A 26,614-nucleotide genomic window follows, 5' to 3' on the forward strand; every position below is an offset into this window, starting at 1 on the left:
AAAAGGAATATCATGGAAAATAAAGAGACAAAAGTTACAAATTCGTCAAATATAACTGAATTTATGACATTTGAACTTGGTGCGATGAAATATGCAATAGAACTTCCAAAAATAAAAGAGATATTAACTTATCCTGATAATATTACAACTTTACCAAACACTGAAAATTGGGTAAAAGGGTTAATTAACTCAAGAGGAGAAGTTGTTCCTATCTTAGATATAAGAATAAAGTTTCATACAGGAGAGATTGTTTATAATGAAAGCACAACAATTATTACTGTTATAACTGAAGATAAAAGAATGATTGGAATTGTTGTTGATAAAGTTGATGATGTACAAAAACTTGATACTGGACTTTTAGCTACTGTCTCAGAAATGGGTTCAGGGATTCCTGCAAAATATTTAAAAGGTTTTATTAGACTTGATAATAATCAGATGCTAGTAATTATGGATATTGAAAAAGTTGTAGCAAAAAGTGAACTTGAAGATTAAAATAATCTATGAATATAAATAGTGAACTACTTAAAAAATATACTCTTTTATATGTTGAAGATGATGATGTAATAAGAACAGAATTATCTTCACTTTTAGAAAACTTCTTTAAATCAGTAATAGTTGTCCCAAATGGTAAAGAAGGGCTTAGAACATACCTTACTAATCAAGATAATATAGATATTATTTTAAGCGATATTAATATGCCAGAGTTAAATGGTATTGATATGGTTAAAAAGATAAGAGAGATAAAAGATGATGTTCCTGTTGTTTTTGCTACAGCTCATTCAGATAGTGATTTTTTAATAGAAGCTATTAAACTAAGAGTAAAAGAGTATATTGTAAAACCACTTGATATAAAAAAACTTCTAATTTTTATTGAAGATATTGCTAAAACTTTAGAATTTGAAAGAGTTTTAAATAAACAAAGAGAAGAGCTTCTAAAATTTAAAAATATATTAGATACAAATAATCTACTTCTAAAACTTGATAATAATTTTAAAATTATATATGTAAATAAGTTATTTTGTAAAACATTAGGGTATAAAAAAGAGGATTTATTAGGGCAAGAGTTAAATAGTTTAAGACATAATAATAGTGCAAAAAAACTTTTTGAAGATATTTATAAAAAGCTTTTAAATAAAGAGTCATGGGATGGAAATTTAAAAATAAAAAGAAAAGATGAAACTATTTTAGATACAAAAAGCAATATTATCCCTGATTTAGATGATAATTTAAATATACAAGGTATTATTTTAGTAGCTTATGATACTACAAAAGAACAAGAACTAAAAAGACAGATGCAATTAGCTTTAATCAAAGAAAAAAGTTTAAATTTACAAAAAATAAAAGAGCAAAACTTAGAACAAGATAGTTTTATAAATGAGATAAAACAGGAGCTTGAAGATACAAAAAAAGAGTTAAATCTTTTTAAACAACAAAATAATAATCAAAAAGTAAAAGATAATACAATAAAAAATTTTGAAGATGAAAAAGAAGTTTTAAATCAGCGTATAAAGTACCTTGAGGCAGAAATAGATAGATTAAATGAAATGCTTTTAAATAATGATTCAAGTGAGATTTTAAAAGAAAAGCTTGAATATTGGGAACAAAGATCAAAGCAAGAAAGTGAAAAACTAGAGATTTTAGAAAAATCTATAATTGCAAATGTTGAACCTGCAATTATAGAGAAGATTTTTAATTAAAGAGTAAACTTTACTCTTCTATTATTATTTTATTTATAACTACATCATCTATTGGTTTATCTCCACCATATTTTCCAGATGTAGGTACATTTTCAATATCTTTTACAATATTTGTTCCATCAATTACATATCCAAAAATTGTGTGCATTCCATTTAACCAATAAGTTGGAACTGTTGTTATGAAAAATTGACTACCATTTGTATTTTTCCCTTTATTTGCCATAGCTAAAATAAATGGTTTATCAAAAACGGCATTTGGTGCAAATTCATCTTCAAAATCTTTCTTCCAAATAGATTCTCCACCCATTCCAGTTCCTGTTGGATCACCACCTTGTATCATAAATCCTTTTATAACTCTATGAAAAATTTGTCCATTGTAATAGCCATTTTTTGAGTGAGTTATGAAATTTTCTACTGCTTTTGGAGCCATTTTTGGTTTTAGTTCAACTTTTATGATACCTTTGTTTGTATCAAAAACTGCAACTGGATTTTTTTCTATATTTTCATTTGCAAATAAAATAATTACAAAAGAGAAAAAGAGAAATAATATTTTTTGCATAATTTTTCCTTTTAATTTAGTTTTATAATAAATTAGTATAGTATAATAGCTTTGAAAAAATAATAAAGGATTTTCTAAATGACTTTTGAAATGTTATACAGCAAAATTCACAGAGCCACTGTTAGTGATGCAAATTTGAACTATGTTGGCTCAATAACTATTGATGAAGAACTAATGCTTGCATCGAATTTACGAGTTGGGCAAAAAGTTGATATTGTAAATATAAATAATGGTGAGAGATTTCAAACCTATGTAATAAAAGGTAAGTTTGGAAAAAAAGATATGTGTTTAAATGGAGCAGCTGCTAGAAAAGTTGCTATTGGAGATAAAATAATTGTAATTGCTTATGCAACTTATAATGAAGAAGAACTAAAAAATTATAAACCAACTGTTGTATTGGTTGATGATAAAAATAATATTGAGCTTATTACAAATGAGCTAGTGGGAAGTGATTATGTTTGATGGAATTGATTTAAAAAACTTAAATCTTGGGGATATGATAAATAAGTTTCAAGATATGGCAAAAGAGCAAGAAGAAAAAAATGCTTCAACTCTATTTACAGCAAAAGCTGGTGGTGGAATGGTAGAAATTTCAATAAATGGAAATTCTGAAGTTGTTGATTTAAAAATAGATGACTCTTTACTTGAAGATAAGGACTCTTTACAAATTTTATTAATTTCTTGTATGAATGATATTATAAAACAAAGTGAAGAAAACAAAAAAAGAATGGCTATGAGTCTAATGGGAAATCTAGGGAATTTTGGTCAAAAATAGATGAATGAACTTTTGAAAAAATTTGAAGATTATTTAACAAATAATCTTCCTAAAATTGATACTTTTCACCCACATTTTCAAAATGCTATGTCTGAAATGTTAAAAGCAGGTGGAAAGAGATTTAGACCAATGTTACTTTTAAGTGTTGTAAAATCAAAGAAACCTCTTTTAATTGAGAATAGTTTAAAAGTGGCTCTTGCTGTTGAGTTTTTACATACATATTCATTAATTCATGATGATTTACCAGCTATGGATAATGCAAGTTTGCGAAGAGGTTTTCCAACTCTTCATACTAAATATGACGAAGTTACGGCTATTTTAGTTGGAGATGCATTAAATAGTGAGAGTTTTAATCTAATTGCAAGTTCATCTTTTCATAATGATGTAAAAATAGAATTAATCAAACTTTTGGCACATAATGGTGGATTAAATGGAATGATAATAGGACAAGCAATAGATTGCCATTTTGAGAAACAAAAATTAGAATTAGAAAAACTAAAGTTTTTACATACAAATAAAACAGCAAAATTAATAGCTTCTAGTCTTAAAATGGGTGCAGTAATTGCAAATTATAGTGAAAAAATACAAGAAGAGTTATATAGTTTTGGCTTGGATTTAGGTTTGCTTTTCCAAATCCAAGATGATATTATTGATGAACTTGAAAGTAGTGAAATAGCTGGAAAAACTACACAAAATGATAGTTCTAAAAACTCTTTTGTTAATTTATTAGGACTAGAGGGTGCAAAAAATAGTGCTGATATTTTGGCTAAAAAGTGTTTAGATATTTTAGATAGTTTTGATGAAAATTTAAGAAATTCTCTTGAAGAGTTATTAGTTACATATATAAATAGACATAAAAAATTCAACTCTTAGTTTATTTGACTAAAGGTTTATTGACAAAAAAGAAAAAATTGTATAAAATTTGGCACTTAAAAATAGTAAGTGCTAATTTTTAAGCTAAATTATAAAATTTAAATTATAAAAAAGGAAGAAGAATGAATTTTAAACCACTAGGTGAAAGAGTTCTAGTAGAAAGAACTGAAGTAGAGAATAAAACTGCAAGTGGAATTATAATTCCTGATAATGCAAAAGAGAAGCCACAAACTGCAAAAATTGTAGCTATTGGAAGTAAAGTTGAAGATGTAAAAGTAGGAGACACTATAGTGTTTGAACAATATAGAGGAACTGAAATTAAATTAGACGGAAAAGATTATCTTATTTTAAATATTGAAAATGTTATAGGAGTTATGTAATGAGTAAAGAGATTATATTTAGTGATAGTGCAAGAAATAGATTATATGCAGGTGTTGAAAAACTAGCAGATGCAGTAAAAGTTACAATGGGACCAAGAGGAAGAAATGTACTACTTCAAAAATCTTTTGGTGCACCAACTATTACAAAAGATGGTGTAAGTGTTGCTAGAGAGATTGAGTTAAAAGATACTATAGAAAATATGGGAGCACAATTAGTTAAAGAAGTTGCTAGTAAAACTGCTGATGAGGCTGGTGATGGAACAACAACTGCAACAGTTTTAGCTCACTCAATTTTTAAAGAGGGTCTTAGAAATGTAACAGCTGGAGCAAATCCAATCTCTTTAAAAAGAGGAATGGATAAAGCAACAGAAGCTATTTTAGCAGAGTTAAAAAAAGCTTCAAAAGTTGTTGCAAATAAAACAGAAATTGAACAAGTTGCTACAATTTCAGCAAATTCTGATAGTGCAATTGGAAAAATGATTGCTGAAGCTATGGAAAAAGTAGGAAAAGATGGAGTTATTACTGTTGAAGAAGCAAAAGGTATCTCTGATGAACTTGATGTTGTAGAGGGAATGCAGTTTGATAGAGGATATTTAAGTCCATATTTTGTTACAAATCCTGAAAAAATGACAACAGAGTTTAATAATCCATTTATTTTACTTTATGATAAAAAAATCTCTTCATTAAAAGAGCTTTTACCAATTTTAGAAGGTGTAAATAAAGCAGGAAGACCACTTTTAATTATTGCTGAAGATGTTGATGGTGAGGCATTAGCTACATTAGTAGTAAATAGATTAAGAGGTGCATTACAAATTGCTGCTGTTAAAGCTCCTGGATTTGGAGATAGAAGAAAAGCAATGCTTGAAGATATTGCAGTTTTAACAGGTGCAACAGTTATATCTGAAGAGCTTGGAATGAAACTTGAAACTACTGATTTAAGTGCTTTAGGAGTTGCTACTAAAATAGTAATTGATAAAGATAATACTACAATAGTTGATGGAAATGGTAGCAAAGAAGCAGTTTTAGGAAGAGTAAATCAAATAAGAGCTGAAATTTCTAATACAACAAGTGATTATGATAGAGAAAAACTTCAAGAAAGACTTGCAAAACTTAGTGGTGGAGTTGCTGTTATCAAAGTTGGAGCTGCAACAGAGACTGAAATGAAAGAGAAAAAAGATAGAGTTGATGATGCACTTAGTGCTACAAGAGCTGCTGTTGAAGAGGGAATTGTAATTGGTGGAGGAGCTGCACTTATAAGAGCTGCTGCCAAAGTAAAACTTGATTTATGTGGTGATGAACAAATTGGGGCAAATATTGTTTTAAGAGCTATTAAAGCACCATTAAAACAAATTGCATTAAATGCTGGGTATGATGCTGGTGTTGTAGCAAATGAAGTTGAAAAATCTAGTAATGATAATTTAGGATTTAATGCAGCAACAGGTGAATATGTAGATATGTTTGAAGCAGGGATTGTTGATCCAGCAAAAGTTGAAAGAGTTGCTATGCAAAATGCAGTTTCAGTTGCTTCACTTCTACTTACAACAGAAGCAACAGTTACAGAGATAAAAGAGGACAAAGCTCCTGCAATGCCAGATATGAGTGGTATGGGTGGTATGCCTGGAATGATGTAAAAAAGTGGCAAAAGCCACTTTTTTATCTTTAAATAAACTAATCTAAATTATAAATTTTTTTAGATTTTCAAGTGAGAGTTTATGATAATTTAGAAAACTTGAGTTTTCATCTCCAATATATCTATAAAATTTCATACCTTTTATAGAAAACTGTTCTTCAAAATCTTTTGGTTTTAGCTTTTCAAACTCAAAGTGAGTGTCTATATATTTTTTTTGATACTCTATAAAAATCTCATTTTTTATATCCAAAATATTTTCACCCTTAAAGATTTCAGGGCAAGAGTTGTCAATATATATTTGATTATCTAAATTTGGACTTAGTGGATAGGTTTTACAAACATTTGGACGATTTTCATAGATTGTACAAATGTTCTTTTCTAAATATGGACAACTATCAAATCCATTTGAAAGTAAAATTATAGGTTTTATGAAGTTTAAAGAACCAAATATAAATAAAATAGGAAAGTTTTTATAAACCTCTTCAAACTCCTCTTTTAAAATTTGTGAATAAAGTGTTCCAAAACTTCCTTTACAGCATCTTGCTTCACAATTTTTACAATTTCCAAAATATAGTTCTCTATTTTCTAATTTTACAAAATTTTTCATGGAGCAATATTATCACTTTTGGTGTTAAATTAATTGCTTTTAGGTAAAATAATCAGATGAAAAATATACAAAAATCAAAAACTGACACTTTTCTGACACAACTTAACTATAATGGTAGTATGAAGATTTTAATTATAGAAGATGATATTCAGCTGAATACCACAATTACAAACTTTTTGAACTATAAAGGATTTGAAACTACATCAGTTGAAGATGGAGAAGAAGCTTTGATTTATATTGATAAGAATTTTTATGATTTGTATATTATAGATATAAATATTCCAAAAATTTCTGGTTTAGAGGTTTTAAAGTATATTAGGCAAAAAGATTTAACAACACCAATTATTATAATTACAGCTTCTTTAGAGCTTGAGAATTTAAAAATTGCATATAAAAATGGTTGTGATGAGTATATTAAAAAACCATTTTATCTTGAAGAGTTAGAGATAAAAATAGATAAATTTTGTAGTCAAAGTGATAAAAAAGAGTGTATTAAAATTTCAGATAATATTTTTTATGATATAGATTGTGAAGAGTTGAGGATTAATGAAGAGATAAAAAGGCTTAGAAAAAAAGAGAAAAGACTTTTGACAATTTTGTTACAAAATATAAATAAAACGGTTTTAACTGAAACTTTAGAGAATTATGTTTGGGAGAATGAGATAAAAGATTCTTATCCTTTAAGACAACTTGTAAATGATTTACGAAAATATTTTGATGCAGAAGGAAAATTCATTTTTTCCGAGGTTGGAATTGGTTATAGATTTGAAGTAAAAAAGAGTTAATGGATGAAATTAAGGTATCAGTTATATCTTTTTTTACTTTTTTTATCTACTATTTTATTTTTAGTTTTAACTTTAAATTATATCTCTTATAAAAATCAATATGAAAAAGATTTAAAAAACTTTGTTAATAGTGAAATAAGGTTACATAAAAAGGCAATTTTATCTTCAATTCAAACTAGAGATAGTGGTTTTGAACAAGAAAAAGAGCTTTTTTTTAATATTTCTAAAGATGCTTTAGATTTATTAAAAAAAGATAAGAACTTAAATTTAGGTGCTTTAAAAAGTGTTTTACGTTCGAAATATAATTTAAAAGGTTTTGATTTTGAACTATATTTAATAGATAATTCTTATAAGGTTTATAGAACTACATATAAAAAAGATTTGAATTTTGATTTAAAAAATATAAAAGATGCCAAAAATTTTTTAGATAAGAGTTCAGATGGAAATATATACTTTTCAAAATTTATTATTAGTGATCCTCTTAGTTTAGAATATAAACTATACTCTTATGCCAAAATTTCAGATGGAGATTATTTACAAATATCTTTTATAAATAATCAAATATCAAATACTTCAATGACCTCTCTTGTTCAAAATTTGAAATCAGCAAGTACTGTAAAAGTTTATAATGTTTTTAAAAATCAAAATGGTTTTTCATATTATAATTTGTTAAAAGGTATAGAAACTGATACTAAAGAGAAGTTTTTTAAATCTTTGGAAATTATAGATAAAGATGAGATTTTTAAAAATAGTATTATTCATTCAGGAATAAATTTTATAGAGATTGAAGAGTTAGAAGATAATATCTTAACTATAACTACCCCTATATTTGATAAAAATATGTTTACTATTTTAGGATATGAAAATGTTGTAATAGAGCTAAAAATAGATTTAAGTCAAAAAATAGAGTTTATGAATGATATAAAAAAACTTTTTATAAGCTCTTTAATTGTTATTTTTTTTATTTTGCTACTAATTTTTACATTTATTCAAAATAGATTTACAAAACCAATTGAATCTATTCTAAAGAGTATAAAAGAGTCAAAGAAAGTTGATGAAGAGCTTTTAAATTATAATAATGAATTATCAGAAATAGCAAATAAATATAATATCTTATATGATAAATTTTCAAAAGAGTTAGAGTCAAATAATAATCTTTTAAAGGAAAATAAGAAATTTATTGCTGATACTGTGCATCAAATAAGAACACCTCTTACAAATATTATGATGAATGGAGAGATGATAAAAAAATTCCAAAAAGATAAATCTATGGATGTTTTTATTGAGCAAATTGATGCTTCAATTAATATGCTTTCAAACTCTTATGAAGATTTAGCATATTTAATAACTTCAAATTCAATAGAATATAAACCAAAAAATATAGATTTAACTAAAGCTTTAAAAGATAGAATAAAATTCTTTACTACTATTAGTAAGGTTAATTTTAAAATTATTAAAGAAAAATTAGAGGATGATATTTTTATAAATATAAATGATATAGAATTAGAAAGATTAATAGATAATAACCTTTCAAATGCAATAAAATATGCCTTTAAAGATAAAGATATACATATAATTTTAAGAAAAGAATATGATTTTGCTATTTTAGAATTTATAAGTTTTGGAAATGAGATAAAAAACAAAAAGAAAATCTTTCACAAAAATTATAGAGAGGATGAAGCTAAAAGAGGTTTAGGATTGGGGCTTTTTATGGTTAGTAATATTTGTAATAAATATGATATAAAATATGAAGTCTCATATAAAGAGGGACAAAATATATTTAAATATATTTTAAAAATAGAAAATATTTAATAAAATTTAAAAAATCTTACATTTATCTTACAATGGTTTTGTATATTTTCAAATCACAAGAACAATTATCTATATTATATAGTTTAATAGGGAAAGATTTATTTTACTTAATTTTGCGAAGCACCTTAAATTTTAAGGTGCCTTTTTTATTTATACTCAAAAAAACTCAATTTAGATACAATTAGCAAAAAAATCATGGAGAAATTGTGCAAAAAAAATTAATAAAGATTATAAAAAGAGCTGGAAAGATTTTAAAAAAAGGGTTTTATTCAAATAAATCTGTATCTTTTAAAGCAAAAAAAGATTTAGTTACAAAATATGATATAGCAGTAGAAAATTATTTAAAAAAGGAGTTCAGTAAATATTTTAAAGAGTTTAATATTATTGCTGAAGAGTCAGATAATTCAAATATAGAGTTTAATAATTCAATAATAATTGACCCAATAGATGGAACAACAAACTTTGTAAATGGTGTTCCTCATACTGCTATCTCGGTTGGAGTTTATAAAGACAAAAAGCCTTATATCGGGGTAGTTTACAACCCAATTTTAGATGAACTCTATTTTGCAAAGGTTGGGAAAGGAGCATTTATAAATGGTGAAAAATTGAAAGTAAGTAAAGAAAAAATTTTACAAAAATCACTTTTAGCAACAGGTTTTCCATATAGTAGTGGTACAAATAATGAAGATTTGAAAGATGTTTTAATAAAAATAGAAAATATTTTACCTCATTGCCAAGATTTAAGAAGATTAGGAAGTGCTTCTATTGATTTATGTTTTGTTTCAAAAGGAGTTTTTGAAGGATATTATGAGATGAATTTAAAACCTTGGGATGTTGCAGCAGGGATTATAATTTTAAGTGAAGCAGGTGGAAAAATATCAAATATTGAAGGTAATAGTTTTGATATGTTTAAAGATAAATATATAGTTGCTACAAATGGCAAGATACATGATGAACTTTTATCTAAACTTGATATTTAGAATATTTTTGTTAAAATCTTTAACTTTTAAAAAAACAAGGAATTTTTTATGTGTGGAATAGTAGGTTATATAGGAAAGTATGATACAACAAAAATTTTATTAGATGGATTAAAAGAGCTTGAATATAGAGGATATGATAGTGCTGGAATTGCTGTATTAAATAAAAAAGGAATTGATGTTTTTAAAGCAGTTGGAAAGCTTATAAATCTTGAAGATAAAGTAAATGAGAGCAAAAAAGAGAGTTATAATTTAGGAATTGGACATACAAGATGGGCAACTCATGGGAAACCAACAGAGGTTAATGCCCATCCACATTTAGGAGAGTACTCTTATGTAGTTCACAATGGGATAATTGAGAATTATAAAGAGTTAAAAGATGAATTAATCTCTTTAGGACATAATTTTGTTTCACAAACAGATACAGAAGTTATTGTTCATCTATTTGAACATTATAATAACAAATTAAAAGATGCAAAAAAATCTTTTCAAAAGACTATAGAGCGACTTGAAGGAGCTTTTGCAATACTTTTGATTACGAAAGATGAGCCAGAAAATATCTATTTTTATAAACTTGGAAGCCCTATGATTGTAGGAAAAGGTATAGAACCAGATGAGGTTTTATTCGCTTCTTCAGATTCAGCACTTATTGGACTTGCTAGTGATGTTGTATATCTTGATGATAGAGTTGGTGGAGTTGCAAGTAAAAAAGGGATTGAATTCTTCTCAAAAAATATAGTTTGGTCAAAACTTCCAACTTCAAAACAGTATGCTCAAAAAGATGGATTTAGATACTTTATGGAAAAAGAGATTTATGAGCAAAGTATTGTTGTAAGTGATAGTATGTTAGGAAGATTAAAAGATAATGAAGTAAATTTTGATGAGATTGAAGCTTCAATTTTAGATGGAATAGAAGAGATAAAAATTTGTGCTTGTGGAACTTCTTATCATGCAGGACTTACATCTTCATATTTGTTTGAAAGATTAGCAAAAATAAAATGCTCTGTTGAAGTTGCAAGTGAGTTTAGATATAAAGAGCCACTTTTAACTCAAAATACTCTTTTTGTAGTAATTTCTCAAAGTGGTGAAACAGCAGATACTTTAGAAGCTTTAAAAATGGCAAAAAGTGCAGGATTAAAAACTTTGGTTATTTGTAATGTTGATAGTTCTTCAATGACAAGAGTTGCTGATTTTACAATTTTAACAAGAGCAGGAATAGAAAAAGGTGTAGCTTCAACAAAAGCATTTTCAACTCAAACAGTTGTTTTATGGATGTTAAGTCTCTATTTTGCAAAAGTTAGAAATACAATACAACAGCAAAAATTACAAGATGAGATAAATACTTTAAGAGAAGTTCCTCTTGCACTTAAAGTTTATGAAAATATTCATGAAAAAGCAAAAAGATTATCAAAAAGATATCTTCATGGACATGGATTTTTCTTTATCGGAAGGGATGTTTTTTATCCACTAGCTCTTGAAGGTGCATTAAAATTAAAAGAGATTTCATACTTACATGCTGAGGGTTATCCAGCAGGAGAGATGAAACATGGTCCAATAGCACTTGCTGATCCAGAACTTTTTACTATTGCATTAATGCCAAAAAATATGCTTTATGACAAGATAAAATCAAATGTAGAAGAGTTAAGTGCAAGAGATAGTACAATTTGTGCAATATCTTCACAAAATTTTGAATTGGCAGATGATTTTATAAAAATAAATGACACTTCTCATTATATGTTAGAGTTTTTTGAGATGTTAGTTGTTCTTCAAATTTTATCTATGGAAATATCTATTCGTCTAAAAAATGATGTAGATATGCCAAGGAATCTTGCAAAATCTGTAACTGTTGAATAATCTTATAAAATTAAAGTAAAATTTAGTTAAAATAAAAAACTTTTTCCCCTTTTTGGGGAAATAGATTTCTTTATATTTTATTTTAATTTCTTATATTTTTAAAAAAGAAAAAATGGAAAACAAAGAATGGAAAACAACTCAAGCAAAGGCTTGTGGAAAACAAAGGATGGAAAACAAAATGAAAAAAACTCAATACCTGTTTACAAGTGAAGTTGTAAGCCCTGGACACCCTGATAAATGTGCTGATATTATTGCTGATAGTATAGTTGATAGATTAATAATTGAAGATAGTAATAGTAGAGTTGCAAGTGAAGTTTTTGTAGCTGGAAAGCATGTAGTTATTGGTGGCGAAGTTAAATCAAATGCAAAATTAAGTCAAGAAGATTATGAAAATTTGGTTAAAGATGCTTTGGCAAAAATAGGTTACGATGGTAAAAGTGCTTTTACAAAAGAGCAAGCTTTACATCCTGATGATGTAAAAGTTCAAGTTCTATTAAATCAACAAAGCCCTGATATTTCTCAAGGAGTTGATCAAACAACAGGAGAAATAGGAGCTGGTGATCAAGGAATTATGTTTGGTTTTGCTTCAAATGAAGCAGCAGAATTTATGCCAGCAGCAATAGTTTATGCAAGAAGACTTTGTGATACAGTTTATAATTATGCTTTAAATAATAAAGATAAATTTGGAGTTGATATTAAAACTCAAGTTACTGTTGATTATGAGACAAAAGAGAACTTTGAAAATTGTTTGCCTAGAAAAATTCATACAATTGTAGTTTCGGCTCCTTCAACTGAAAGTTTAAAAATTGAAGAAGTAAGAGAAATAATTCAAAATTTAATTGATAATTCAGGATTACCTGAAAAATTATATGATAAAAATAGTACGATTATTCATATTAATCCAACAGGAAGATATGTAAATCACTCATCATTACATGACAGTGGATTAACAGGAAGAAAGCTTATTGTAGATAGTTTTGGAGGTTATGCACCAATTGGTGGAGGAGCTCAAAGTAGTAAAGATTATACAAAAGTTGATAGAAGTGGACTTTATGCTGCAAGATGGATTGCAAAACATATTGTTGCTTCAGGATTAGCAAAAAAAGCAATAGTTCAAATATCTTATGCTATTGGAGTTGCAAGACCAACATCTGTTGCAGTTGATACAATGGGAACTTATACAAAACATAATGATGATGTATTATCACAATTTGTAATGGATAATTTTGCTTTAACTCCAAAATGGATTACAAATAAATTTAATTTAGATAAACCAAGTGCTACAACATTTCTTTATGCTGATGTTGCTGCAAGAGGGCAAGTTGGACAACCTGATTATCCATGGGAAAAACTGGACGAGCTTGATAAATTTAAAAATATTTAATTATAATATATCTTTATAAAAGGAGAAGTTGTGGATTTAAGAAACCTATTTAGCAAAATTTCATTTGATAACAAAAATAAAGAGCAAGCAACAAAAAAAGATGCTCCAAGTCACTGGATAAAGTGTCCTAATTGTAGTGCTTTGATGTTCTTTAAAGAGGTTGAAAACCAAGATAATGTTTGCCCTAAGTGTAGTTTTCATATGAGAGTTGGAGCAAAAAGAAGAATAGAAATTCTTAGTGATGAGGGAAGTTTTGTTGAATTTGATTCAAATTTAAAACCAAATGATCCTTTAAAATTTGTGGATAAACTTTCATATAAAAAAAGAGTAGAAGAGGGCTTTGAAAAGACTGGTAGAGTCTCTAGTGTGATTAGTGGAGAGTGTACAATTAACTCTATTCCTGTTCAACTAGTTGTTTTTGATTTTGCATTTATGGGTGGAAGTTTAGGTAGTGTTGAAGGTGAAAAAATAGTGCGAACTGTAAATAGAGCAATAAAAAAGAGGGAGCCAGTTATTATTGTATCAGCATCAGGTGGTGCAAGAATGCAAGAATCAACTTTTGCATTAATGCAAATGGCAAAAACAAGTGCAGCACTTAAAAAACTTGATGGACATAAATTACCATATATTTCTATTTTAACAGATCCAACAATGGGTGGAGTTTCTGCTTCTTTTGCTTTTTTAGGAGATATTATTATGGCTGAACCAGGTGCTTTAATTGGTTTTGCAGGGCAAAGAGTAATAAAACAAACTATTGGAGCAGATTTGCCTGAAGGTTTTCAAAGGGCCGAATTTTTACTAGAAAAAGGTTCTATTGATATGGTTGTAAATAGAAGAGAGATGAAAAAAACTCTTAGTGATTTATTAACTATACTTAAAAATGAAGAGAAAATCTCTTAAATGTCTTCAAATTTAGAAAAAGCTTTAGGATTTAATCTTGAAGCTTTTAACTATTTATATGTTTTATGTGATTATGAAACACTTTTAAAAAAAAATATAACTTTTGAACAATATTTAGAAATTCTAAAAAAGTATGATATTAAACTTTTACAATATAGAGATAAAATCTCAAGTTTAGAAATTCAAAAACAAAATCTTATTTTTCTTAAAAAAAATTTAAATATTCCAATTATAGTAAATGATAAAATAGAGTTAATAGATTATGTAGATGGGCTTCATTTAGGGCAAGAAGATTTTTCCAAATTTCATAACGATAAAAAAATCGCAATAAAACTTATAAGGGCTAAAATTAAAGATAAGCTTTTAGGACTTTCAACTCATAATGAATTAGAAATTCTTGAAGCAAATAGTTTAGAACTTGATATGATAGGATTAGGAGCTTACAGAACTACAGCTACAAAGGATATTTCAAATATTTTAGGAGATAAACTTAGCTATTTAGCAAAAATTTCAAAATACCCTGTTTGTGCAATTGGTGGAGTAAAAGTTGAAGATACAATAGAAAATGTATATTTTAATTGTGTTGGAAGTGCTATTTTAAATGAAAATTAATATCTACTCTATTGTAAAACCTAGTTCAGATGATTTTGATAAACTTATAAAAGATTTTATAAAAATGTCAAGTAAATATGCTAAAGTTGAAGTCTTTTATATATTCAATAAAGAGATAGCAAAAGCCCAAGCTATTGGAGAAACTGAAGCAAAAGAGATATATACAAAGACATATTTACCATATTTAAAAGGTTACAATATTGCTTTAGATGTGTTGGGAAAGAGTGTTGATAGTTTTGCTTTTTCTAAGCTTCTTGAAGATAAAAATGAGATAAATTTTTTTATTGGTGGAGCTTATGGATTTGAAAAATCTTTTTTAGATAAATGTGATAATATAATCTCTTTGAGTAATCTTACTTTTGCCCATAAAGTTGCTACCTTAGTCTTAAGTGAGCAGATATTTAGAGCCTTAAGTATACAAAACAATCATCCATATCATAAATAATTTATAAACATTTTTGTATAATGTAAAATTGTAAAAATAACTTTTTAATAAAGGAAAGAGAATGGGTCTTAAGAATTATATTATTGCATCAATACTTTTAATAATTTTGGTGTTTGGATTTGTACATAGTTTAGAGTTGGGAGAGTACACTTTTTCTATTTTTGATTACTCTTTAACTCTTTCAGTTGCTCTTTGGGTTATATTACCTTTAGCTTTACTGGCTGTTGTTACATATTTACATATTATTTTTTATGGTCTTGTAAAATACTTTAAATTAAAAGCATTAGATTCAGATATTGATTCAGTATTTTCTTTAATTGAAGCAAAACTTTTAGGAAAAGAGCAAAAAAGTGGTTTTAGAACAAAAAGATTTAAAGAGTTATCAAATGTTTTAAATCAGTTGGAATTTTCTACTTCAAAAGATATTTTTAGTTCATCAAATGAGGAGTTAAATAAAGTTGTTAATTCTATTCAAAATATAAATAGTGGGAAATATGTAAGTGAGAAGATTATAAAACCACAAGAGAATTCTAATTTAGCTAAACAAAATTTATTAAATAAAATAAATGAACAAGTTGATTTTGCTTTAGATATTGTGAAAAAAGCTGAAAATTATGATACAAATGTTGTAAAATCAGCATTTTTAAAAGTTTTAAGTGAAAAAAGTATGACAACAATTAAAAAAGTTTATAAAAATATAAATTTTGATAAAGAGTTAGCTTGTAAACTATTTGAGAAAGATAGAGAAAATAGTGAATTTGGTCTTGAAAATAGTGAGATTTTAGATATTCTTAAAAATATTAAGTTTACAAAAAATGATTATGTTGAGATGGCAAGAAATTATAGAATTTCTTTAAATCCAGATAAAATAATCGATCTATTTGAAAAACTTTCAAATCAAAATGAAGAAGCAATGACAGCATATTTATATGTTTTAAGTGAGTTTGAGATGATTGATAAACTAAGAGAAGTTTTGTTAAATACAAATGAAAATGAGTTTATTTCATTTAAAGCATTAGTTGATTTAAAAGATGCTGGAAAGCATTATAATTTAGAAAATCTATCATATAAATAATGAAAAAGAAATTAGATTTTAGCAAGCCACTTGTAGTGCTTGCTCCACTTGCAGGTTATACAGATTTACCATTTAGAAGTGTTGTTAAAAAGTTTGGAGCAGATTTAACTATTTCAGAGATGATTAGTTCAAATGCTTTGGTTTATAAAAGTGCAAGAACTTTGAAAATGGTTGAAAAATCTCCTAGTGAAGACCCATATTTTGTACAAATAGCTGGAAATAGTGTAGATTTGGTAAAAGAAGCAGTTTTGATTTTAAATGATGTTGAGGGAATTGATGGGATTGATTTAAACTGTGGATGTCCAGCTCCAAAAGTTTTTAATCATGGTTCAGGTTCAAATTTACTTGGAGATTTAAAAAAACTTGAAGAGATTTTAAGTACGATTAAAAAATATTCAAAAAAAGAGTATACAAGTGCAAAAGTACGACTTGGAGTAAATGAAAAAATACCTGTTGAAATAGGAAAAGTAGTTGAAGCTTGTGGGGTTGATTTTGTATCTGTACATGGAAGAACACGAGCAGGGAAATATAAAGCACCAGTTGATTATGATGCAATTAAACAAATGAAAGAGGCTATTAGCGTACCTGTTATTGCAAATGGAGATATTAAAGATTATAAAAAAGCAAAAGAGGTTTTAGAGTATACAAAAGCTGATGGAGTTATGATAGGACGAGGTGCTATTGGAAAACCTTGGGTATTTTATCAGTTAAAACACGAACTTGAAGATATAGATAACTCTATAAAAAAAGAGATTATTTTAGAACATTATGACAAAATGTTGGAATTTCACGGCAATTATGGAGCAGTAATTTTTAGAAAACTTCTTCATGCTTACTCAAAAGGCTATACAGGAGCTAACGAATTTAGAGAGCTTGTAAATGGTATTAGTGATACAAAAATTATGAGAGATTTAATAGATAGCTTTTTTTAATTAAATTCAAAAGTTATTTGGATAAAATATTACACTTTTTATAAGTAAATAAAAATTATTAAATTAAGAAGGTAATATTTGACTGAATACTATTTTGAATTATCTATCAAACCAGAAAATCATTATGAACTTTTTTTAGATTTAGTTGAGTCTTTAACGCAAGATGCAATTGAGGAAAATGAGGGAGTAATTACTATTAGAAGTGAAGATGAACTTGAAGATTTCCTTGAGCCTTTGGAGAAATTTTCTAAAGCTTTAAATATAAAATGTGAAATAAACTATGAGAAAAAAGAGAGTATTGATTGGATAAAAAAATATCAAGACTCTATTGAAGCAGTTGAAGTTGGTAGTTTTTATGTAAGACCATCTTGGTGTGATGAAAAAAAAGATAAAATAAATCTTTTAATAGATCCTGCTTTAGCTTTTGGTTCAGGTCACCATGAAACAACTTCTTCTTGTCTTTTAGCTATTGATGAGTTTGTAACTAAAGATGATAAATTACTTGATGTTGGAACAGGAAGTGGAATTCTTGCAATTGCGGCAGCAAAAAAAGGTGCTATAGTAGATGTTTGTGATACAGATGAGATATGTATAGAGAGTACTCAATCGAATTTTGCTTTAAATAGTGAAAAAATAAATTATTCATGGGTTGGTTCTGTAAATAAAGCAGAAAAAAAATATGATGTAGTAGTTGCAAATATCATTGCAGATGTCCTTGTTATGATTGCAAATGATTTAAAAAATGCTACAAAAGATGGCGGAATTTTAATACTTTCAGGGATTTTAGATAAACATGAAAAGAGAGTATTAAATAGATTTAGTGATTTAAAAGAGCTTAAAATTATTCACAAAAATGAGTGGGTAACTATGATCTTTAAAAATATTAAGGGGTAAATTTGATAAATAAACCGAAACAAAATGATAATAAAAATCCAAATTCTAATGGGAATAACTTTTTTAATAATAATCCAATTTTAGTATTTGTTCTATTCTCTATCGTTACTATTCTTGCTTTCAAAGCAATTTTTCCAGAAGAACAGAGTTCTAATATGAGTGTAAGTGGTCAGACAATGGGATCTTCTTCTAATAGAACTATTCCTTATTCAGAGTTAAAAAAATTAATATCTAGTGGAAAAATTGAGTATGTTGGTATTGGAAATACTCAAATAAGAGCTTTAAGTAAGGGTGAAGCTGGACAAAATATAACTTATACAGCTAGAAGAGTAGTACCTGATGAGACATTAATTCCTGAATTAGAGAAAAATGGAATAGGTTATGGTGGAATAAATGAAGAGAATCTTCTTTCAGATATCCTTTTTGGATGGGTTTTACCAATATTCTTATTTTTTGCTATTTGGATGTTTTTGGTTAAAAGAATGCAAAAATCTATGGGTGGAGGCTCTGGAGGAATTCTTGGAATTGGTTCATCTAAAAAGATGATAAACTCTGAAAAACCAAATGTAAAGTTTGATGATATGGCTGGAAATAAAGAAGCTAAAGAGGAAGTTCAGGAAGTTGTTGATTTCCTTAAATCTCCAGATAGATATGTAAGACTTGGTGCTCAAATTCCAAAAGGTGTTTTACTTGTAGGACCTCCTGGTACTGGAAAAACTCTTTTAGCAAAAGCAGTTGCTGGAGAGGCTGATGTTCAGTTTTTAAGTGTTTCTGGTTCTGCATTTATTGAGATGTTTGTAGGAGTTGGAGCAAGTAGAGTTAGAGATTTGTTTGAACAAGCAAAAAAAGTAGCACCAGCTATTATCTTTATTGATGAAATTGATGCTATTGGAAAAAGTAGAGCTAGTGGTGGACCTATGGGTGGGAATGATGAAAGAGAGCAGACTTTAAATCAACTTCTAGCAGAGATGGATGGTTTCTCTACTGAATCAGCACCAGTTATTGTTCTTGCAGCTACAAATAGACCAGAGGTATTAGATCCTGCACTTTTAAGACCAGGAAGATTTGATAGACAAGTTTTAGTTGATAAACCTGATTATGAGGGAAGAATTGAGATCTTAAATGTACATATTAAAGATGTTAAATTAGCTAAAAATGTAGATTTAAAAGAGGTTGCTAAAATGACAGCAGGTCTTGCTGGAGCTGATTTAGCAAATATAATAAATGAAGCAGCATTATTAGCAGGTCGTGCAAATAAAAATGAGGTTGAAAGTAGTGATTTTAAAGAAGCAGTTGAAAGACAAATAGCTGGACTTGAAAAAAAATCTAGAAGAATATCTCCAAAAGAGAGAAAAATTGTGGCATATCATGAGAGTGGACATGCTTTAATTGCTGAAATTACAAAAGGTGCAAAAAAAGTAAATAAAGTATCTATTGTTCCAAGAGGATTAGCAGCTTTAGGATATACTTTAAATACTCCTGAAGAGAATAAATATTTAATGCAAAAACATGAACTAATTGCTGAAGTTGATGTCCTTTTAGGTGGTCGTGCAGCTGAAGAGGTATTTATTGGAGAGATAAGTACAGGTGCTGGAAATGATTTAGATAGAGCTACAAATATTATAAAATCTATGGCAACTATTTATGGGATGAGTGATATTGCTGGACTTATGGTTTTAGAAAGACGAACAAATCAGTTTTTAGGTGGTCAAACTCAAAAAGATTTTTCAGATGCAATGGCAAAAGAGCTTGATGATCATGTTAAAAAAACTTTAAATGAAAGATACCAAATTGTACTTCAATCTTTGAGAGATAATAGTGTAGCAATAGAACAAATGACAGCTGAGCTTCTTGATATAGAAGTAATTACAGGAGAAAGAGTACGAGAAATTATAAAAGAAAATGGTGGAACTGTTTTTGAAGATGAAGATTTACATACTGAAGCTTTAAAAAAATCTAATGAGAAAAAAGATGAAATTATAGAAACAAAAGCAGAAAATTCAGAAAAAGTTGTAGAAGAAAACAAAGAGAATTCTGATAAATAAATTTTAGAAGCTATTTTGCTTCTAAAATTTTAGACCTTAAAACTATTGTTCAATAAACTTATTTTTATCAATATAAGATTTTGCATTAACATAATAGTTGTTTAACTCCTCCATTGTATTAAATACATCAGAAATTACTCTTCTATTTTTTTCCATACCTTCATTTGTAGAATTATCAAATTTAGGTTTAGACTCACCATATCCTAAAGATTGAAGTTTAGATGAATCAACACCTAAATTTATAAGATCTTGTTTTATTTTTGCTGCTCTATTTTTTGAAAGTTCATAATTATGTCTAGCAGTTGCACTATTATTTGTATGCCCTTCAATAATAGCATATAAATCTGTCTCTTTTAAAAATTCGGCATACTCTTTTACTTTATCATATTCAAAACTTGTTTGATAAATAGTAGAGTCATTTTTAAACTGAACATTTAAATCTTTTGCAATAATACAATCTTCAGCATTTAAAGATAGTGTTGTAAGAATGCCAATAAGCGATGTAGTAATAATTTTTTTCAAAATTAACTCCTTTTGTTGAAATTTTATAAATTGTAACATAACAAACTTTAGCCTAAAGTAATATTTATTCTTATTAAGATAAAATATTAGAAGTTATTTTATTTTAAAGGAAAGTTTATGTTAAAGAATTTGAAATTAGGAACTATAGTAACAGCAACTTTAATTCTTGGATTGAGTGGATGTGCTGTAAAGGAAGATACAAAGGCAAATGAGAAAATTGTTCAATTACAAAAACAAATAGAGAGTAAAGATGCAAAAATTTCACAATTAGAACAAAGTGCAACAAAAGATACTCTTTTACCTCCAAATGCAAAAGCAGGAGAGTGTTATACAAAAGTTATTATACCTGCAAAGTACCAAACAAAGGAGATAGAACAACTTTTAAAGGAAGCTGATACAAAAATTGAGATAATCCCTGCAACTTATAAAACTGTACAAAAAAAAGTTCAAGTAAGAGCAGAATCTGTAAAAGTTATTCCAGTTGCTGCAACATATAAAATTGAAACTGAAACAGTTATGGTTGAACCAGAAAAGACTATTTTAGAAGAGGTACCTGCAACATATAAAACTGAGATAGAAAATATTATGGTTGAACCAGAAAAGACTATTTTAGAAGAGATACCTGCAACATATAAAACTATTAAGGAGCAAGTATTAGTAAAACCAGCTTATACTACTTGGGAAAGAGGAAGAGGAGAAATTGAGAAAATAGACACTCTAACAGGAGAGATTGTTTGTTTAGTTGAAGTTCCAGCTGTTTATGAAACAGTAGAAAGAACAGTGATTGATACACCAGCAACAACAAAAGAGGTGAAAATACCAGCAATTTATAAAACAGTTGAAAGAAGAGTAGTTGATGTACCAGCAACAACAAGAGAGGTAAAAATACCAGCAGTTTATACAACAGTGGAAAAAGAGGTAATTGATACACCAGCAACAACAAAAGAGGTAAAAATTCCTGCTATTTGTAAAATGGTAGATATTGAAGAGATTGATACTCCTGCAAAAGAAGTTAAAACAGAAATCCCAGCAGTTTATACAACTGTAAAAACAGAAGTTAAAGTTTCTGAACCAGATTTCAAATGGGAGCCAATTTTATGTGAAACAAACTCTACTCCAGAATTGATTTCTAGTTTACAATCAAAATTAAAAGAAAAAGGTTATAAAATCTCTAAAATAGATGGTATATATAATAAAGAGACACAAAAAGCGGTTAGCTCTTATCAAGAGTATAATAATCTTGTAAAAGGTGTTTTAACTATAGAGACTTTAAAACATTTAAATCTTCAATAAATTTTAAAAGGTAATTTTTTACCTTTTAAAAATCTTTATATATATTTTTACTTTAAATCGTCTGAATATTTTTTAAGTAAGTACATAATTGAGATAAATAGACTTAAAAGAGCAGGTCCAATAATCATTCCCCAAAATCCAAATGTTGAAAGACCAGCAACTATCGCAAAAAAGATAAGTAAAGAGTTGATTTTTGTTGGATTCTTTATAACTTTTTTATTTATATAATTTATTATTAATGGTTTTATAAAAGTATCTGCAATTATAGAAATTACTACAATAGAATAAATTGCTATAATTAAAGCATTTGAAAAAGAGCCAGTTGTTAATTCATAAATAGAAATAGGTAGCCACATAATAACTCCACCAATTACAGGAATTAAAGAAGCAAAGCCATATAAAACTCCAAATAAAAGTCCATCATAATCAAAAAACTTTAAAAAAACTCCAAATAAAAAACCTTCAAAAATTGCAGTTACTAAAATTGAGTAGAAAACAACACTCATTACACTTGAAGATTCATTAAAAAGTATTGTAGAATCTTCATTTTTTATAGGTAAAAGATCTTTTAAGAACTTTGCTATTTGTGTTGAATATAGAGTAAAAAAGAAGAAAAATAGTAAAATAAGAATCATATCAATCATAAATTTTGCAGAGTTTTTACCTAAAAAAGTACTAATAGATACAATTTGTTGAACACTTTTTCCAATATCTATTTGAGAAACAATATTTTTAAAAAAATCATTTAAAAATGGGAATTCCATAATCATTAAATGAGCTGTATTTTTTATCTCATTTAAATTTGTAATAAGTAGGGCTTGATCTACTTGATTAAAAAAAGTAGCAAAAGAGAAGATACAATATAATATGGGAATAAAAAATAGCGCAGTCATTCCTAATGTCATTATTGTTGTTGCAAAAACTCTATTTTTAATGTTTCTTTCAATTTTTAAGGTTAAGGTATTAGTTGAAATTGTAAGTAGAATAGAGACAATTATTGCTTTTAAAAAAGGATTAAAAAGTTCAACTAAAAAAAATAATAAAACTAAAGCAATAGAGATTAAAAAATATGCTGGTTTCAAAAGAGGGTTCCTTGATCTTTATTTGTTGGTGGAGTTAATCTAAACATATCATAAGTTTTAATACTAGCAACTCTTCCTCTAGCTGTTCTTTCTATATAGCCATTTGCTAATAGATAGGGTTCAATAGCATCTTCAATAGTTCCTTCATCTTCACTTAAAGCTGCTGCCATAGTTGAAAGCCCCATAGGTCTACCTTTATTTGAAATAAGAAGTTCAAGAAGATTTATATCCATCTCATCAAAACCATTTTCATTTATTCCTAGCTCATCTAAAGCGTATTTACAAGTATTTAGAAGTATTGTTTTTTCTCCTTTTACTTGTGAAAAATCTCGAACTCTTCTAAGAAGTCTTAATGCAACCCTTGGTGTTCCACGACTCCTTGTTGACATCTCTAATGCTGAATCATTTTCACAAATAATTCCAAGTTTTACTGAAGCTTTTTGAATAATTTTTGCTAACTCTTCATGTGTATAAAACTGCATTCTAAAGTGCATTCCAAATCTCTCTCGTAAAGGGTTTGATAGCATTCCAGCTCTTGTTGTTGCTCCTATTAGTGTAAATCGTGGTAAATCAATTTTGACAGTTTGTGCTGCAGGACCAGAACCAATAATAATATCAAGTCTATAATCTTCCATTGCAGGATATAAAATCTCTTCAACTGCAGGGCTTAAACGATGTATTTCATCTATAAATAGGATATCTCCCTCTTCAAGGTTTGTTAAAATAGCAGCTAAATCTCCACTTTTCTCTATCATAGGACCAGCAGTTACTTTTATATTTGAGTTCATCTCATTTGAGATTAGATATGAAAGTGTAGTTTTCCCAAGACCAGGAGGTCCGTAAAAGAGTATATGGTCAAGTGCTTCTTTTCTTTTTATTGAAGCATCTATAAATACTCTTAAATTTTTCTTGATTTTTTCTTGTCCTATATAATCTTCCCAAGAAGAGGGTCTAAGGCTTTGTTCATTTGACTCTTCTTCAAAAGATACTGACTCAACTTCAACTAATCTTTGCATATTTTAATACTCTTCTTCTTTATTTGGAAAATTTTGTGTTTGAACATCAACTCTATATTGTTCAACTGCATTTTTTATTAAAGTTGCTCCAGATAAATAGTGTCGTACAAATTTTGGTTTAAACTCTTCAAAAAATCCTAACATATCAGACCAAACTAGAACTTGCCCATCTGTATCTTTTCCTGCTCCTATTCCTATAGTTGGAATGTTAACTGCTTGTGTGATTTTTTTTGCAACATCACTCATAACACCTTCAACAACTATAGCAAAGGCTCCTGCTTTTTCAACAGCAATAGCATCACGAATTAGTTGTTCTTCATCATCTTTTGTTTTTCCTCGTACTTTATATCCACCCTCACTTCTTACATATTGTGGCATAAGTCCAATATGCCCCATAACGGCAATAGAGTTAGATGTTAAGTGTTTTATTATGTCAGCTCTATCTTCTCCACCCTCTATTTTTACAGCACTTGCATTTGTTTCTTGATAAACTTTTGCACAATTTTTTAGAGCTTCATCTTTATTTATATAAGTAGCAAAGGGCATATCTGTTATTACAAAAGCATTTTTTGCACCAGCACAAACTGCATTTGTGTGATAAATCATCTGCTCCAATGTAGCACTTAGGGTGTCTTTTTTACCTGCAAAACTCATATTTAGGCTATCACCCACTAGTATCATATCTGCACTTTTTTCAAAAAGTTTTGCAAAAAGAGCATCATAAGCAGTGATTACTGTAAGTTTATATTGATTTTTTGCTTGTTTTATTTTTGTTATATTCATTTTTTCTAAACTATTTACAATTATACTCATTTTTAAAATCCTAAAAATTATTAAAATATTTTAGATTATATCGAAATATAAATTTTAAAGTAGAATTAGATAGAATGAAAAAAATTTAAATAGGATTTTTATTTTGAAAAAATTAGTTGCATATATTACAACATCATTTCCAAACAACGATTTTACGATTGATTTAGCATATAATTTAAAGGAGAGTGGAGTTGATACTTTGGAGTTAGGAATTCCCTTTTCTGATCCAGTTGCAGATGGACCAATTATAGAAAAAGCTAATTTAAAAGCATTAGAAAATGGTTTTAAATTAAAAGATTTATTTGAAATATCTTCTAAAATAGGAAAAGATATTGATACTCTTTGGATGGGGTATATGAATCCTTTTTATCACTATGGAGTTGAAGAGTTTTTGAAAAAGGCAGATGAATTTAATATAGCTGGAACTATAATTCCTGATTTACCTTTTGAAATGGCACAAAAATATGAACCACTATTTAAAAAATATAGTAAAACAAATATAACTTTTGTAGCTCCAACAACACCAAAAGAACGAATAAAAATGATTGTAGAAAACTCACAAAAATTTATTTATATGGTTGCTTATGCTGGAATAACAGGAAGTGGAAGAAGTGAAGATTTAAGTGATATTATAAAAAATGTACGAGAGTTTACAAAAACTCCACTATATATTGGTTTTGGAGTAGATGAAAAAACTTGTAAAGATAAAGCAAAAGATGTAGATGGAGTGATTGTAGGAAGTGCCTTTGTAAAATATCTATTAGACGATAGTTTAAGTAATGGTGAAAAAATTAAAAAAATTTCAAATTTAGCTTTAGAAATTAAAAATAAGATAAACGAATAGATGCATATTTTAAATCAAGATTTAGAATTTTTTGAAGAAAACCGTACTTGTTCATATTTTAAGAATGAGATATCAGATATGAGATATCGGTATTTAAATCATTGTAATATTGAAGATTACCAAAAAAAACTTGAACGAGGTTGGAGAAGATTTGGTAAGGTACACTTTGTTCCAGAGTGTAGAAATTGTACAAAATGTATATCTATGAGAATTGATGTGAAAAATTTTGAGTTTTCAAAATCACAAAAAAGAGTTTTGTCAAAAAACAAAGATACCAAATTATATATAAGACCACCAACAGTTACTAAAGAGCATATAGAACTTTATGATAAATATCATAGTTTTATGCATGATAAAAAATTATGGCCTTATAACCCAATTGATATTGATGATTATGTTAAATCTTATGTTGATGGTAATGTTAAATTTGCAAAAGAGTTTTTGTATATGCGGGATAATAGATTAATTGGAGTTGCATTAGTTGATATTTTACCAGAATCTATCTCTGCTATATACTGTTTTTATGACCATGAATATGATTATTTATCAATTGGAAAATACTCTATATTAGCCCAAATAAAAATAGCAAAAGAGTTAAATATTCCTTATATTTATTTGGGATATTGGATAGATAAACATCATTCAATGGGATATAAAGAGGAGTATAAACCTTTTGAAATATTGAAGAATAGGGCATCTTTAAATGAAGAGCCTATTTGGGAAAAATATAAACATTAATATAAATCTATTTTTATATTTTATATTTTTTATATAATAAAATATAATTTTTGAATAAAATTGTAAAAAA

At 27.5% G+C, this 26,614-nt stretch carries 28 protein-coding genes; 22 read left to right on the plus strand and 6 right to left on the minus strand.

The window, feature by feature from the left end:
• Window positions 1–12 precede the first annotated feature (12 nt).
• The gene (locus tag AFAEC_RS02525) at window positions 13–492 is read left to right on the plus strand and encodes a chemotaxis protein CheW (RefSeq protein WP_026806134.1); all 480 of its coding nucleotides are present in this window, start codon (window positions 13–15) and stop codon (window positions 490–492) included.
• Between the two features lie 8 nt (window positions 493–500).
• The gene (locus tag AFAEC_RS02530) at window positions 501–1,697 is read left to right on the plus strand and encodes a response regulator (protein WP_026806133.1); all 1,197 of its coding nucleotides are present in this window, start codon (window positions 501–503) and stop codon (window positions 1,695–1,697) included.
• 10 nt (window positions 1,698–1,707) lie between these two features.
• Here AFAEC_RS02530 and AFAEC_RS02535 read toward each other — a convergent pair whose 3' ends face one another.
• Window positions 1,708–2,256, minus strand: coding sequence for a peptidylprolyl isomerase (locus tag AFAEC_RS02535; RefSeq protein WP_026806132.1), 549 nt, complete (start codon window positions 2,254–2,256; stop codon window positions 1,708–1,710).
• A gap of 78 nt (window positions 2,257–2,334) precedes the next feature.
• Here AFAEC_RS02535 and panD point away from each other — a divergent pair, with 78 nt between their 5' ends.
• The 5 genes from panD (at window position 2,335) to groL (ending at window position 5,915) form a co-directional block, all read left to right on the plus strand.
• The gene (gene panD / locus AFAEC_RS02540) at window positions 2,335–2,718 is read left to right on the plus strand and encodes an aspartate 1-decarboxylase (RefSeq protein ID WP_026806131.1); all 384 of its coding nucleotides are present in this window, start codon (window positions 2,335–2,337) and stop codon (window positions 2,716–2,718) included.
• On the plus strand, window positions 2,711–3,031 hold the full coding sequence (locus AFAEC_RS02545; protein WP_026806130.1) for a YbaB/EbfC family nucleoid-associated protein: 321 nt from the start codon (window positions 2,711–2,713) through the stop codon (window positions 3,029–3,031). The genes panD and AFAEC_RS02545 overlap by 8 nt, the downstream gene beginning before the upstream one ends.
• Window positions 3,032–3,904, plus strand: coding sequence for a polyprenyl synthetase family protein (locus AFAEC_RS02550; RefSeq protein ID WP_026806129.1), 873 nt, complete (start codon window positions 3,032–3,034; stop codon window positions 3,902–3,904). It begins immediately after the preceding gene.
• 122 nt (window positions 3,905–4,026) lie between these two features.
• Entirely contained in the window at window positions 4,027–4,284 is a 258-nt protein-coding gene (gene groES, locus AFAEC_RS02555; protein WP_026806128.1) for a co-chaperone GroES, read from the plus strand.
• Window positions 4,284–5,915, plus strand: coding sequence for a chaperonin GroEL (gene groL / locus AFAEC_RS02560; protein ID WP_026806127.1), 1,632 nt, complete (start codon window positions 4,284–4,286; stop codon window positions 5,913–5,915). The genes groES and groL overlap by 1 nt, the downstream gene beginning before the upstream one ends.
• Window positions 5,916–5,957: 42 nt before the next feature.
• Here the strand turns inward: groL and AFAEC_RS02565 are convergent, their stop codons facing one another.
• The gene (locus AFAEC_RS02565) at window positions 5,958–6,521 is read right to left on the minus strand and encodes a YkgJ family cysteine cluster protein (RefSeq protein ID WP_026806126.1); all 564 of its coding nucleotides are present in this window, start codon (window positions 6,519–6,521) and stop codon (window positions 5,958–5,960) included.
• Between the two features lie 56 nt (window positions 6,522–6,577).
• Between AFAEC_RS02565 and AFAEC_RS02570 the strand changes: the two genes are divergently transcribed.
• The 12 genes from AFAEC_RS02570 to ftsH all read left to right on the plus strand — a co-directional run bounded on the left by AFAEC_RS02570 (window position 6,578) and on the right by ftsH (window position 20,236).
• Window positions 6,578–7,306 (plus strand): response regulator transcription factor, encoded by a 729-nt coding sequence (locus AFAEC_RS02570; RefSeq protein WP_051487571.1) that lies wholly within the window; start codon window positions 6,578–6,580, stop codon window positions 7,304–7,306.
• 3 nt (window positions 7,307–7,309) lie between these two features.
• On the plus strand, window positions 7,310–9,118 hold the full coding sequence (locus AFAEC_RS02575) for a sensor histidine kinase (protein WP_026806124.1): 1,809 nt from the start codon (window positions 7,310–7,312) through the stop codon (window positions 9,116–9,118).
• 206 nt (window positions 9,119–9,324) lie between these two features.
• Complete coding sequence (locus AFAEC_RS02580; RefSeq protein ID WP_026806123.1) at window positions 9,325–10,098, plus strand: inositol monophosphatase family protein; 774 nt, start codon at window positions 9,325–9,327, stop codon at window positions 10,096–10,098.
• A 48-nt stretch (window positions 10,099–10,146) separates the two neighbouring features.
• Entirely contained in the window at window positions 10,147–11,949 is a 1,803-nt protein-coding gene (glmS, locus tag AFAEC_RS02585; RefSeq protein WP_026806122.1) for a glutamine--fructose-6-phosphate transaminase (isomerizing), read from the plus strand.
• Between the two features lie 178 nt (window positions 11,950–12,127).
• Window positions 12,128–13,333: a methionine adenosyltransferase gene (gene metK / locus AFAEC_RS02590; RefSeq protein WP_026806121.1), complete on the plus strand. Its 1,206-nt coding sequence runs from the start codon at window positions 12,128–12,130 to the stop codon at window positions 13,331–13,333.
• Window positions 13,334–13,363: 30 nt separating this feature from the next.
• Entirely contained in the window at window positions 13,364–14,233 is an 870-nt protein-coding gene (gene accD, locus AFAEC_RS02595; RefSeq protein WP_026806120.1) for an acetyl-CoA carboxylase, carboxyltransferase subunit beta, read from the plus strand.
• A complete protein-coding gene (locus tag AFAEC_RS02600) occupies window positions 14,234–14,845 on the plus strand; it encodes a thiamine phosphate synthase (RefSeq protein ID WP_026806119.1) in 612 nt (203 codons plus the stop codon).
• On the plus strand, window positions 14,835–15,290 hold the full coding sequence (locus AFAEC_RS02605; RefSeq protein WP_026806118.1) for a 23S rRNA (pseudouridine(1915)-N(3))-methyltransferase RlmH: 456 nt from the start codon (window positions 14,835–14,837) through the stop codon (window positions 15,288–15,290). Before AFAEC_RS02600 ends, AFAEC_RS02605 begins: the two co-directional genes overlap by 11 nt.
• A 61-nt stretch (window positions 15,291–15,351) precedes the next feature.
• On the plus strand, window positions 15,352–16,365 hold the full coding sequence (locus tag AFAEC_RS02610; RefSeq protein ID WP_026806117.1) for a hypothetical protein: 1,014 nt from the start codon (window positions 15,352–15,354) through the stop codon (window positions 16,363–16,365).
• Window positions 16,365–17,297 carry a tRNA dihydrouridine synthase gene (locus AFAEC_RS02615; RefSeq protein WP_026806116.1) on the plus strand — a complete coding sequence of 311 codons (933 nt, stop codon included), beginning with the start codon at window positions 16,365–16,367 and terminating at the stop codon, window positions 17,295–17,297. The genes AFAEC_RS02610 and AFAEC_RS02615 overlap by 1 nt, the downstream gene beginning before the upstream one ends.
• A 78-nt stretch (window positions 17,298–17,375) precedes the next feature.
• Window positions 17,376–18,191 carry a 50S ribosomal protein L11 methyltransferase gene (locus tag AFAEC_RS02620; protein ID WP_026806115.1) on the plus strand — a complete coding sequence of 272 codons (816 nt, stop codon included), beginning with the start codon at window positions 17,376–17,378 and terminating at the stop codon, window positions 18,189–18,191.
• A 5-nt stretch (window positions 18,192–18,196) separates the two neighbouring features.
• Window positions 18,197–20,236: an ATP-dependent zinc metalloprotease FtsH gene (ftsH, locus tag AFAEC_RS02625; protein WP_034216553.1), complete on the plus strand. Its 2,040-nt coding sequence runs from the start codon at window positions 18,197–18,199 to the stop codon at window positions 20,234–20,236.
• A 42-nt stretch (window positions 20,237–20,278) separates the two neighbouring features.
• On the opposite strand, the gene AFAEC_RS02630 is transcribed toward ftsH, so the two are convergent.
• Complete coding sequence (locus AFAEC_RS02630; protein WP_026806113.1) at window positions 20,279–20,758, minus strand: OmpA family protein; 480 nt, start codon at window positions 20,756–20,758, stop codon at window positions 20,279–20,281.
• A gap of 117 nt (window positions 20,759–20,875) precedes the next feature.
• On the opposite strand from AFAEC_RS02630, the gene AFAEC_RS02635 reads away from it, so the two are divergent.
• A complete protein-coding gene (locus tag AFAEC_RS02635) occupies window positions 20,876–22,051 on the plus strand; it encodes a peptidoglycan-binding domain-containing protein (protein WP_051487569.1) in 1,176 nt (391 codons plus the stop codon).
• A gap of 47 nt (window positions 22,052–22,098) precedes the next feature.
• On the opposite strand, the gene AFAEC_RS02640 is transcribed toward AFAEC_RS02635, so the two are convergent.
• The 3 genes from AFAEC_RS02640 to panB are packed head-to-tail and all read right to left on the minus strand — an operon-like array spanning window position 22,099 to window position 24,962.
• Window positions 22,099–23,133, minus strand: a complete 1,035-nt coding sequence (locus tag AFAEC_RS02640) for an AI-2E family transporter (RefSeq protein ID WP_026806111.1) — start codon at window positions 23,131–23,133, stop codon at window positions 22,099–22,101.
• The gene (ruvB, locus tag AFAEC_RS02645) at window positions 23,130–24,149 is read right to left on the minus strand and encodes a Holliday junction branch migration DNA helicase RuvB (protein ID WP_026806110.1); all 1,020 of its coding nucleotides are present in this window, start codon (window positions 24,147–24,149) and stop codon (window positions 23,130–23,132) included. Before ruvB ends, AFAEC_RS02640 begins: the two co-directional genes overlap by 4 nt.
• 3 nt (window positions 24,150–24,152) lie before the next feature.
• The gene (gene panB, locus AFAEC_RS02650; RefSeq protein ID WP_026806109.1) at window positions 24,153–24,962 is read right to left on the minus strand and encodes a 3-methyl-2-oxobutanoate hydroxymethyltransferase; all 810 of its coding nucleotides are present in this window, start codon (window positions 24,960–24,962) and stop codon (window positions 24,153–24,155) included.
• Between the two features lie 103 nt (window positions 24,963–25,065).
• Between panB and trpA the strand changes: the two genes are divergently transcribed.
• Window positions 25,066–25,806, plus strand: coding sequence for a tryptophan synthase subunit alpha (gene trpA / locus AFAEC_RS02655; protein WP_026806108.1), 741 nt, complete (start codon window positions 25,066–25,068; stop codon window positions 25,804–25,806).
• Window positions 25,807–26,544 (plus strand): arginyltransferase, encoded by a 738-nt coding sequence (locus AFAEC_RS02660; RefSeq protein WP_026806107.1) that lies wholly within the window; start codon window positions 25,807–25,809, stop codon window positions 26,542–26,544. It abuts the gene before it with no gap.
• The last annotated feature ends 70 nt before the right edge of the window (window positions 26,545–26,614 follow it).

Origin of the sequence: Aliarcobacter faecis (genome assembly GCF_013201705.1) — a bacterium.
GTDB classification, from domain to species: domain Bacteria; phylum Campylobacterota; class Campylobacteria; order Campylobacterales; family Arcobacteraceae; genus Aliarcobacter; species Aliarcobacter faecis.